The sequence below is a fragment of the Dapis brunnea BLCC-M229 genome, from assembly GCF_050015995.1.
Lineage (GTDB): Bacteria > Cyanobacteriota > Cyanobacteriia > Cyanobacteriales > Microcoleaceae > Trichodesmium.
The window spans coordinates 5455-15751 of sequence record NZ_JBNHEP010000283.1; the positions used below are offsets into that span (position 1 = coordinate 5455).

Consider the following 10297-nt stretch of genomic DNA (forward strand, 5'->3'; position numbering starts at 1 on the left):
AACCTTCCTACAAGGGTTTTACAAAAGGAATATTTAATTTCTGTTCTGGAGATGTTTAAGACCATTTCTCAAAAACTTTTCTAAATTTTATTGATTAGGGGAGTAGTAGAGAGGTTGCATGCAACGTCCGAGAACGAGAAGTAAACATAAAAATAATTAATACGCTCCTGGCAAATAATTATCAAAAAAGTTCCATGTGCCCTTTTTAATTACTTAATAATTGAAGAGTCGTCTAAGTAGAGCATTAGTTTTGGGAATTAGTATAATACCAAGCGTGATAAATGTTTGCTACAAATATCTAGGATAATTTTTAGGAGTCAGGAGTCAGGAGCCAGTCGGTAGAATGAATGGTTTCAATACCATTTTTTAGTTCGTAAATCATCTTTTTGATCAAATCGGCATTTGCTCTAAAATCTTTTTATCGCTCTTACTATTCGTAACATTATTTTTTAAAAATGGTATAAGACCAAATTTTAAAAAAAATTTTACAAATAATTTAGGGTCTGAAGAAGGAAGAGGGAAGAAGGAAAAAGGTAAGAAAGAAGGAAGGAAAATGATAAATTTTTTCCCTCCAAATCGAGAACTTTGTACAAAAAATCAGCAGTTCTAATCAGAGCTATCTTGATTTGTAGCAAACATTTATCATGCCTGGTATAATTCCAAATTTAAACAAGATAGTTAAAGTAAAATAACTTGCAAAACTATTAAAAGATTTCCTTTCCTCCTAGGAAAAAAAACTTTGTAGGAATATTTTTTTCAACTTGCTTAATAAACATAGCGGTGAAAAAGAATGTAGAGATATTCCATAGAACATCTCTGCAATAGTTGGTGTAAAAAGCTTCTTAATGTCTCTAGATATCTTTTATTTATTGCCCAAACTCTTCAGCTAAAGGCTCATCATTTTCATCAGCAAGATTCGCAACAATAGTAATTGCCCGCGAAATTTCTCCTGGAGATAATTCAGCCACAGTACGAGTTGCCACAACTACAATTTGATTGTCCACAATAGCAAAATGAGATTCCATTGTTGATAACCAATTCATTTGTAATAACCTACGCATCAACTCTGGTTCATTTGTTGCTGGTAACTTCAATACATAAGACCAAACTGTTAAAGTATCATCATCAGTTTCTCCAGTCAGTCTTACATATACATCCACAGTGCCATATTTAAACTTCCACAAATGGCCTGCTTCATTTTGAGCTACCATTACCTTTTGTTCTTCTGCCATACTGGCAATGACAGTCTCAATCTCTTCTATATAGCTAAGACTGGTTTCATCTTCAGTTAGTTCGTTAATATTTGCTTCCTCAATAGAGGCGTTGTCCACAGAAACAGTTTCAGGGTTGTTAGTCGTCATAATTACTTATACCTATAGGAACATCATCCATCTATCACCAGCATCAGCCTTGAATCTATTCTAATTACGAGCAATGCTGATAATATAACAGTACCTTTTTACTTTACTAAGTTCGTTTAACTCAAATGAATTAATTAGAATTAGAAACTAAAAATTTTTTTTTAAGTTAAACTAATTAATTAAAATTATAAACTGAAAAATATTTTTACCGACAATTTAAGAAGCGATCGGTAATCTTATTATTAGAGAAAAAAAATGACAGAAGAAGCGAGCAAAATTAATCAAGAAGACCCATCTGAAAAAGACCCTTTTTCTATGATAGAGAACGAAGCTCTTCAAATTGAACGTCTCCATGAAGGTACCCCTTAGTTGCATAGATGATGTAGACATAGCACTTTCTCTTTTGCCTGTTTGGTTTATATCCAGAATGATGGCAGTTCTTCTGCAAGAAGCTAGCTAACTGCTGAATGTTTACATTGTCAATATTAATAATCAGGTTTATAACCAACCCAATACTTACTGACAAAATGAACTTCAATATTAATAATCAAGTTTATAACCAACCCAATACTTACTGACAAAATGAACTTCAGTGGCAATATTTATAAAACCTGCTCTCTCCAAACGTTCTTCCAAATTATCTGTAATATAACTTTTATAATAAGGTTCGTGGAACATTGCAAGAAAATTTTCTAAAATGGTGGCAAAATCAGGTTCATTACATACTTGAATCGAATCACAAATTACAAAAACGCCTCCTGGTTGAATTACTCGAAAAATTTCTTATAACACTTTTTGACGTACCATTGGCGGTAATTCATGGAAGGTAAAAACACAAGTTGTTCCCTGAAAATAGTTTTCTCGGAAAGGTAAATTCTCTGCATTTCCTTGCAAAAGCTGAGATAATTCTCCCAACTCTTCAGATAGTAATTTATTTGCTTTTTTCAAGTAATTAGGTGACAAATCAATACCATAAAGACAAGCTTTTGGCAAAGTGGCTCGAATAAATTTTAATGTTCTGCCAGTACCACAAGCTATGTCTAAAACTCGTATTTTTGGGGAGCGATCGCTTCTACATTTTGCCCAGAAAATAATTTTTCTAACCCCATTTTTAATGGAGCTAAAATTCGCCTGCGCATTGCATCAGCAGTACCATTAAATAAAAGCTCTACCTGCAAGTCATAAAGATTAGCAGACATCTTGCTTAAGTATCCATCTGTTTGATAATGGAAATTTTGCAAATAATAAGTAGGATAATCTTTAGTATCTATTTCTGGAGAAAATTCTTGATATTTCTTTTGTTCAATTCTTTTCCAAATGCTAGGCATATCTAACAAAATATTAGGATAATAACTGAAAAAATCTGCCCATAGATTGTCGAAGATAATATTAACTGGATATATGCCTTTTTCTCCATCTGCTAAATCTTTTTCGATAATTTTATCAATGCGTTGCTGCATTTTTTGAATAATTTCAGCAGACAAAGGTTTGGTATTTAGCTTCAGATTTGGATAAATAAATTGTCTGAGTTGAGTAGAAATTCTTTTGTGAGCTAAAGCAAAGAAAATTTTGCTTTGTTGAAATGTTTGATAAGTAAGTTTTGTGATTGTATCTGACATGAGTAGGGAATAGGGAATAGGGAGTAGGGAGTAGGGTTCTTAGGCATTAAGATATCTTCGCTATTTTCCTAGAGTCGTTAAAAACATTGCTCTTACTTTCTTACTTAGGGTTTGCTGAAAAAGTCTGATGGCGATCATAGGGAACAGGCAACAGTTTAGACTATCTGCTACGGCCAAATTTTCTGATAGTTAAGGGAAAAATCTTTGAATTTTGAGACTACAAAAGCCAAAAACCAGGCACTTTTTCAGAATCAAAAACCCTGGAGGCTAGAGCTAGCATTGATTAAAATTTTATTCAGCAAGCCGTACTTATTTATTACTTAATAACTAAAGTCTTGAGGAAGTATGACATTATTTTTGAGAATTGGTATAATACCAAGCGTGATAAATGTTTGTGACAAATGGTAGAAGTAAGGAAGAAGAAAGAAGGAAGAAGGGGTAAATATTGAAAAAAATGGGAAAATGATAGAGATAGCTATCTAAAATGAATTGGAGCAGCTATTTTTTAGCATATCCGATCAAGATGTATCTTTTTGTAGCATTCTTTTTTCAAAGTAATACAATACCAATTTAATAAAAGAATGTTACAAATTAACTGCTGGGTAAGGATTTCCCACTAACGATTATGCCACAGCAGCCATTTTTCAAAGTGGTACAAGATATGAGTAAAAGGTAAAAAAAATAGCCTCCATTTATGAAGGCTAATAAAATGAAATCGCTATTATTTAGCAATCATAGTACAGAGAGAACTCATAAGGATGAGGGCGTAGACGCATGGGATTCACCTCATTATCCAACTTGTACTCAATCCAAGTTTGAATCAAATCCTCCGTAAATACCCCACCAGTAGTCAAAAACTCATGGTCTTTTTCCAAAGCTTCCAAAGCACCCTCTAGGGAACCGGGAGTAGAAGGAATCTTACTCAACTCTTCAGGACTGAGGTCATAAATATCCACATCCAAAGATGCACCAGGGTCAATTTCATTCTTAATCCCATCAATACCAGCACAAAGCATTGCCGCAAAAGCTAGATAGGGGTTAGAACTAGCATCAGGACAACGGAATTCTAGTCGTTTTGCCTTAGGATTAGTACCACTTAAAGGAATCCGAACAGAAGCAGAACGGTTTCCTTGGGAATAAGCCAAGTTTACCGGAGCTTCAAATCCAGGAACTAATCGTTTATAAGAATTAGTGGAAGGATTAGAGAAAGCTAATATTGCTGGAGCGTGCTTGAGAATTCCACCAATATAATTAAGAGCAATCTTACTCAAGTTAGCATAACCATCGCCCCAGAATAAAGGCTGTCCTTCTTTCCAGATTGACTGGTGACAATGCATCCCAGAACCATTATCATTAAACACTGGTTTGGGCATAAAAGTAACTGTCTTGCCATACTTTTTGCCCACATTCTTGATGACGTACTTATAAATCATCAAGTTATCCGCAGCTTCGATTAATGTACCAAACTTGAAGCCTAATTCATTCTGACCACCAGTAGCTACTTCGTGGTGATGCTTCTCAATGGGCACTCCACACTTAGCCATTGTTAACAGCATTTCTGTCCGTAGGTCTTGCATAGTATCTGTGGGAGATACAGGGAAGTAACCTTGTTTGTAACCTGGTTTATAGGCTTTGTTACCTCCATCTTCTTCACGACCAGAATTCCAACGACCTTCTACACTATCTACATAGTAGTATCCTTTATTTTCTGTTTGGTCGAAACGAGCATCTTCAAATACAAAAAATTCAGCTTCAGGACCAAAGAATGCTGTATCTCCAATACCTGTTGTTCTTAAATAATCAACTGCTTTCTGAGCAATAACTCTAGGACAACGACTATACCATTCACCAGTTCTGGGTTCTTTAATACTACAGGTAATACTTAATGTAGGTTCTGCCATAAAAGGGTCAATCCAAGCAGTAGTTGGATCGAGTACCATCATCATGTCTGACTCGTTAATATTTTTCCAACCACGAATACTGGAACCGTCGAAGGCAACTCCATCTGTGAAAGAACTTTCATCAATTTGGCTTTTGTGAACTGTTAAATGTTGCCAAATACCGGGTAGGTCAATAAACTTCAAATCAATAACTTGAATGTCATCATTATTAATCCAGTTCAAGACATCTTGAGCGGTTTGTGCCATTATTAGCTCCTAAATCTTAAATTTTGCTTTTCTTAAGAGGCTTAATAGCTACTGCTACTGCTCTATAAAACTTTGACAAAAGGTCACAAAGTGACAAATTGAAAATTGTATGAACTTTGCATCTAGGGTTCTCTATTGTTTTAACCGAGACCATAGACGGCACGTCGAAAACAGAGAGCGCAGTAAGGCTGACTGTAGTTAGCTCTGATAAGAATACATCTGGCTAATAATAAGAATTAAAATTGTTGAGTTTTTGTATCGAATGTAACAATATTTCTATGGCCTACCCTAATGATTCTGCTAGGTGTCAATTTATAGTAGGCTAATATGGAAAGTTTAAGAAATTGTTGGGAGTATTGATTTTATGCGGGACACTGTAACTAGCTTAATAGAAAATTACGATTCTAAGGGTCGTTATTTAGATCGAGATGGGGTTGATCGATTAAAGTCTTATTTTGAAACTGGTACTGCACGAGTACAAGCTGCTACAGTAATTAATTCTCAGGCTGCTAATTTGGTTAAACAAGCTGCAGTTACTTTGTTTGCACAACAACCAGAATTAATTCGTCCCAGTGGTAATGCTTATACAACTCGTCGTTATGCAGCTTGTCTACGGGACATGGATTATTATCTGCGCTATGCTACTTATGCTTTAGTAGCAGGCAATACAGACGTTTTGGATGAGCGTGTGCTACAGGGGCTTCGGGAAACTTATAATTCTTTAGGAGTACCTATTGGACCTACTGTGATAGGTATTGGTATTATGAAAGAATTGGTTAACTCTGAGGTAGAGGCAGCAGGTATTCCAACTGGTGCTTTTTTGGCGGAACCTTTTGATCATTTAATTAGTGAGTTGGCGGAAAAGGATATTTAGTATTCTTTTGTTGAAGTTATGATTGTAGGAGCGGGTTGAATAAAAAGATTCATCAAACCCGCTTGCTGATTAAGCTCAAATTTTTGGGATTTGATAATTTTTAACTTCTTCAAAAAGAGTAATTTTTTTCATAAGTTATACAATTCATTATTCTGGATGGCTGATTATGAAAATTTTGGTAAATTTCTAGTTGCTGGTCTAGAAAATAAATTGTTTATGACAAAATTTTCTTTGGGTTAAACTTACCTTGATAAAAAACTTTTAAATTTTTGATGAGTGCTTCCAAATTCAAAAATACTATTGAACTTGGAATTTTATCCAGACTGGGATGTATGATTGGTAGAATGAAATTTGTCTACTTCTCAAGAAAAATATCAGATTTGGCTGAGACTAGGAGAACTAATAGTTGGGTCCAGTTAAGTCGGCAAATAATTGCTCAATTAGAAACAAAGAAAGGAAAATTTTCTGATGTCTCTGGCAGAAAAAATCTGTGATTTATTGAGATTTTATTGGGGGGTATTTATGCGCAGCAAGTATTGGTGGGTAAATCTGGATTAGATGTATGATTACTAGAATAAAATTTGTCTACTTATCAACAAAAAGCTCTGGTTTTGCAGCAGACTAGAAAAACTAATGGTTAAGTCGGTAAATAATTGTTTAACTAGAAACAAAGAAATGAAAATTTTGTGATGCCTCTGTTTGCAGCAGACCAGAAGAAGTAATAGTTAAGTCGGCAAATAATTTCTCAAATAGAAACAAAGAAAGGAAAATTTTCTAATGTCTCTGGCAGAAAAAATCTGTGATTTCCTGAGACTTTGTTGGTTGATATTTATCTGCACGTAAGTATTGGTGGGTAAATCCAGACTGCGATGTATGATTAGTAGAATAAAATTTCTCTACTTTTCGACAAAAAGTTCTGGTTTTCATTAGAGTCGGATAAATTATGGTAAATCAACAAATAATTGCTAAACCGGGAAGGGATTTAGATATTTTTCTATTCCTGCTGATAACAAAAATATCTAATTTGTCCTATTCCCTTTTCCCTGTTTCCTTTAATAAGTAAAATTTGTGTCTAAACAAAGATTAGATGTTTTATTGGTAGAACGAAATTTGTCTACTTCTCGACAAAAAGCTCAAGTTTTGATTAGAGCGGGGGAAGTAATGGTAAATCAACAAATAATTGATAAACCTGGAACTGAAGTTGACCCGGAAGCAGATATTAAAGTTAAACAAAAATCTTTATATGTTTCTAGGGGAGGCTATAAACTTGCTAAGGCATTAGAATATTTTTCTATATCTATTTCTGAAAGAATATGTCTTGATGGTGGCATATCTACGGGAGGATTTACAGATTGTTTATTACAAGCAGGTGCTAAATTAATTTATGGTATTGATGTAGGTTACGGACAAGTTGAGTGGAAGTTGCGTAATGACCCTAGAGTAATTTTGAAGGAGAGAACTAATCTACGCTATTTAACTCCTACAGAATTATATGGTGATTCACTAATCTTAAATTCCGAGCTACAAGAAAATGCAAAAGAAATATATCCGAGTTTAGCTGTAGTTGATGTTTCTTTTATTTCTCTGACTAAAATCTTACCTGCTCTATGGCAATTACTTATTCCACCTCGTGAGACAATTTTGTTGGTAAAACCCCAGTTTGAAGTAGGAAAAGAACGAGTGGGAAAAAAAGGTGTAGTTCGTTCTTCTACTGACCAAGCTGAGGCAATTTTTCAGGTATGTTGCAGTGCTAATAATTTAGGTTGGAAATACGCTGATTTAACTTGGTCTCCCATACAAGGTCCGGCTGGTAATATAGAATATTTATTATGGTTAAATCTGGAAAGTAAACTTTTACCCGATAGGTCGGCGATCGCTCACATCACAAAATTAGCTCAACAAGAATTTAATCATAGTTCATAATGAAAATTTGACTTTTAAAATAGCCATACTTATTACTATCTAATATTAAATACAAACAGTTACTTATTATCTAGTATGGTTCAGACAAAATTCATATCTAGAGTCAGATCTCCTGGGGATAGTATTTAACTCAAATAAGTGCTACAGTGAGATGCACCCGTAATTTTTATGAATTATGAATGCTATTAGGCAAAATATCACTTTTGAAAAATATCAAAATTCTAGGCTTGGTAAAGAAATTTTTCCAGGCTGTAATCTTGTAAATTTAAGTCCCAAACAGGCAGAAGAATTAAAGCAAAATCTCTGGGAAAATGGTGTGATTTTCATCCGCAAGCAAAATCTGACGGCATCTCAGTTAACAGAATTTGCCAGACAGACCTTTAGAGATTCAAGCCTTGGTCATCGTCGCCCAAAACCCGTAGACCCTGAAATTCTTGCATACTTACAAAGTTCAGGATCTGCTATTTTAGGGAATCCTAAAGGATTATCTCAGGATATAGTAGATAAAATTGCTTGGCAATGGCATCACGACAAAGACCTTCTCCCAATAACTGATGGGTTAGGGATGAATACTCCTTATGTTGTAATGCTGTATGGTGTGACTATCCCCCCAGAAGGCATTGATGGACAGCCCCATACTACTGATTTTCTAGATATGATACAAGCTTATAATAACTTTGAATCTGAATATCAGCAGCAATTAGAACAGCTTTCGATGTATCATCTTTCTCCTATATCTCCACAACCAGGGGTGGATATTCCTCGGAAACTCCATCCTGTTGTATCAACCCATCAAGTAACTGGACGTAAAGGTTTATATTTGGGTTCAGACACTTCTATTCTACAGGGACTTGAGGATCAACCTGATTTTGCAAAGCGATATTGGGTAGAGTTATTTGAGAAAGCTCTTAATTCTACACCTATTTATCGTCATGTTTGGCAAGCTGGAGATATTGTATTTTGGGATAACTCCCAAGTTATGCACACTGGTAAAGCCTACGATTCTACTAAGTATCAACGCATTGCTTTGCGTATTGGAGTTGTGAATAATCATGATGACCATAACTCCTAAATTGACAAGAAAGGCGTTGCATATTTGCAGGATTAATTATAGCTTTAGAGAAAGAGAAAGCAAAATATAGGATTTACTTTTTCTGCAAAGATTCATCCCTTAGTTCAGCAACGCCACAAGAAATTAGATATCCTTGGTTCATAAGTCAATCCCTTCCAGGAAGTTATACATTTAAAAGTATTACCCCGTTGATTAATCAACCGATCTTCAAATATCTAAAGCATTTTTCCCTCTCCACATATGAATCTGGGGGCTTATACTATTTTTATCTGCCTGATATTTAGCAAAGAAACGAAATTATTACAATTGTGAAATTGGAAAATCATCTCATACCTAATTCTTTCCCTAGAAAATAAGAATTATTTTATGATAATTTACATTTTCAATATAGAACTTATACAGTTACTCACTCCTGAAAGTATTATTCAACAATAATCTGAGGATATAGATAATTTTTTTGCTGTAACTATTAAATTGCCATGTTCATCCGAAAAATTAGTATATTTTTTATTTTCTTGATTAAACTATCTATTTACATATTTTGTACTTCGTTTATTTTTAGTACGATAGTTTCAGCAAAAATAATATCTGTAAAATTAGCTGATAATTTTTTATACAGTTTAATAGTCTTTGGTGATTTTTTAAGAGGGATAGAAATAGTTGAAATTTTCAATATTATTGCTTTTGCTGTAGTTGGAATGGGTTTTGGTTTGGCAACTATTTTTTTACCTAAGTATTTGGGTCGTTATGTGAGTACAATTATATTAATAATTTTAGTTCCAATAATTTTTATCACAACTCCAATGGTGAGATATGATATCTGGGTAGAGCAGGTAGCAAAGAATGACAAGTTATCATTTAATGAAGCTGAGTTATTAACTAATTCATTTTTAAATCAAAGAGTAGGAAATGATGGTATATATGGTTTTTATTTATATACTGCCCAATTTCCGATTCTACCTGATAAAAAAGTACAGATTAACAATTTAGATAGATTAGAGAAGAGTGTTAATTCCAAGTTTGTCCGGTTAATTGGAGTTCCTCCGGGAGTAATTTCTTGGAGCATGAGTTTATGTTTTTGGATAATTAGAATTTTTTATTTTGTTATCGCAGTAGTAACTACAATTTTTCACTTCAGAGAAGGTTTAAGGATTGTTAAATGTTGAAGTGAGAGTTATTTCAGTTATCAGTTATCAGTTATCACTTATCAGTACCTCTGAGATTCATTTCCAAATTTTTGGCAAAGGTAACTCTGGGAAGGTGAGGGAAATATTGGCAAACTGGAAATAAAAATCTGATTC

Annotated in this window: 9 protein-coding genes; 4 read left to right on the forward strand and 5 right to left on the reverse strand. The window is 34.1% G+C overall.

Annotation, left to right across the window (positions count from 1 at the left end; all coding sequences use genetic code 11):
- Positions 1 to 866 precede the first annotated feature (866 nt).
- From ACP6PM_RS32475 to glnA, 5 genes are all read right to left on the reverse strand, one after another.
- A complete protein-coding gene (locus tag ACP6PM_RS32475; RefSeq protein WP_426590982.1) occupies positions 867 to 1361 on the reverse strand; it encodes a YbjN domain-containing protein in 495 nt (164 codons plus the stop codon).
- Positions 1362 to 1901: 540 nt separating this feature from the next.
- Entirely contained in the window at positions 1902 to 2039 is a 138-nt protein-coding gene (locus tag ACP6PM_RS32480) for a hypothetical protein (protein ID WP_426590983.1), read from the reverse strand.
- A gap of 105 nt (positions 2040 to 2144) precedes the next feature.
- A complete protein-coding gene (locus ACP6PM_RS32485; RefSeq protein ID WP_426590990.1) occupies positions 2145 to 2477 on the reverse strand; it encodes a class I SAM-dependent methyltransferase in 333 nt (110 codons plus the stop codon).
- Positions 2402 to 2980 (reverse strand): ubiquinone biosynthesis protein UbiE, encoded by a 579-nt coding sequence (locus tag ACP6PM_RS32490; RefSeq protein WP_426590984.1) that lies wholly within the window; start codon positions 2978 to 2980, stop codon positions 2402 to 2404. Before ACP6PM_RS32490 ends, ACP6PM_RS32485 begins: the two co-directional genes overlap by 76 nt.
- Before the next feature lie 725 nt (positions 2981 to 3705).
- Positions 3706 to 5127 carry a type I glutamate--ammonia ligase gene (gene glnA / locus ACP6PM_RS32495; RefSeq protein WP_426590985.1) on the reverse strand — a complete coding sequence of 474 codons (1422 nt, stop codon included), beginning with the start codon at positions 5125 to 5127 and terminating at the stop codon, positions 3706 to 3708.
- Between the two features lie 364 nt (positions 5128 to 5491).
- Between glnA and apcB the strand changes: the two genes are divergently transcribed.
- The 4 genes from apcB (at position 5492) to ACP6PM_RS32515 (ending at position 10162) form a co-directional block, all read left to right on the forward strand.
- A complete protein-coding gene (gene apcB, locus ACP6PM_RS32500; protein ID WP_426590986.1) occupies positions 5492 to 6001 on the forward strand; it encodes an allophycocyanin subunit beta in 510 nt (169 codons plus the stop codon).
- A 1068-nt stretch (positions 6002 to 7069) separates the two neighbouring features.
- Positions 7070 to 7924 (forward strand): TlyA family RNA methyltransferase, encoded by an 855-nt coding sequence (locus ACP6PM_RS32505; RefSeq protein ID WP_426590987.1) that lies wholly within the window; start codon positions 7070 to 7072, stop codon positions 7922 to 7924.
- Between the two features lie 175 nt (positions 7925 to 8099).
- Positions 8100 to 8996, forward strand: a complete 897-nt coding sequence (locus ACP6PM_RS32510; protein ID WP_426590988.1) for a TauD/TfdA dioxygenase family protein — start codon at positions 8100 to 8102, stop codon at positions 8994 to 8996.
- A 479-nt stretch (positions 8997 to 9475) separates the two neighbouring features.
- Positions 9476 to 10162 (forward strand): hypothetical protein, encoded by a 687-nt coding sequence (locus tag ACP6PM_RS32515; RefSeq protein ID WP_426590989.1) that lies wholly within the window; start codon positions 9476 to 9478, stop codon positions 10160 to 10162.
- The last annotated feature ends 135 nt before the right edge of the window (positions 10163 to 10297 follow it).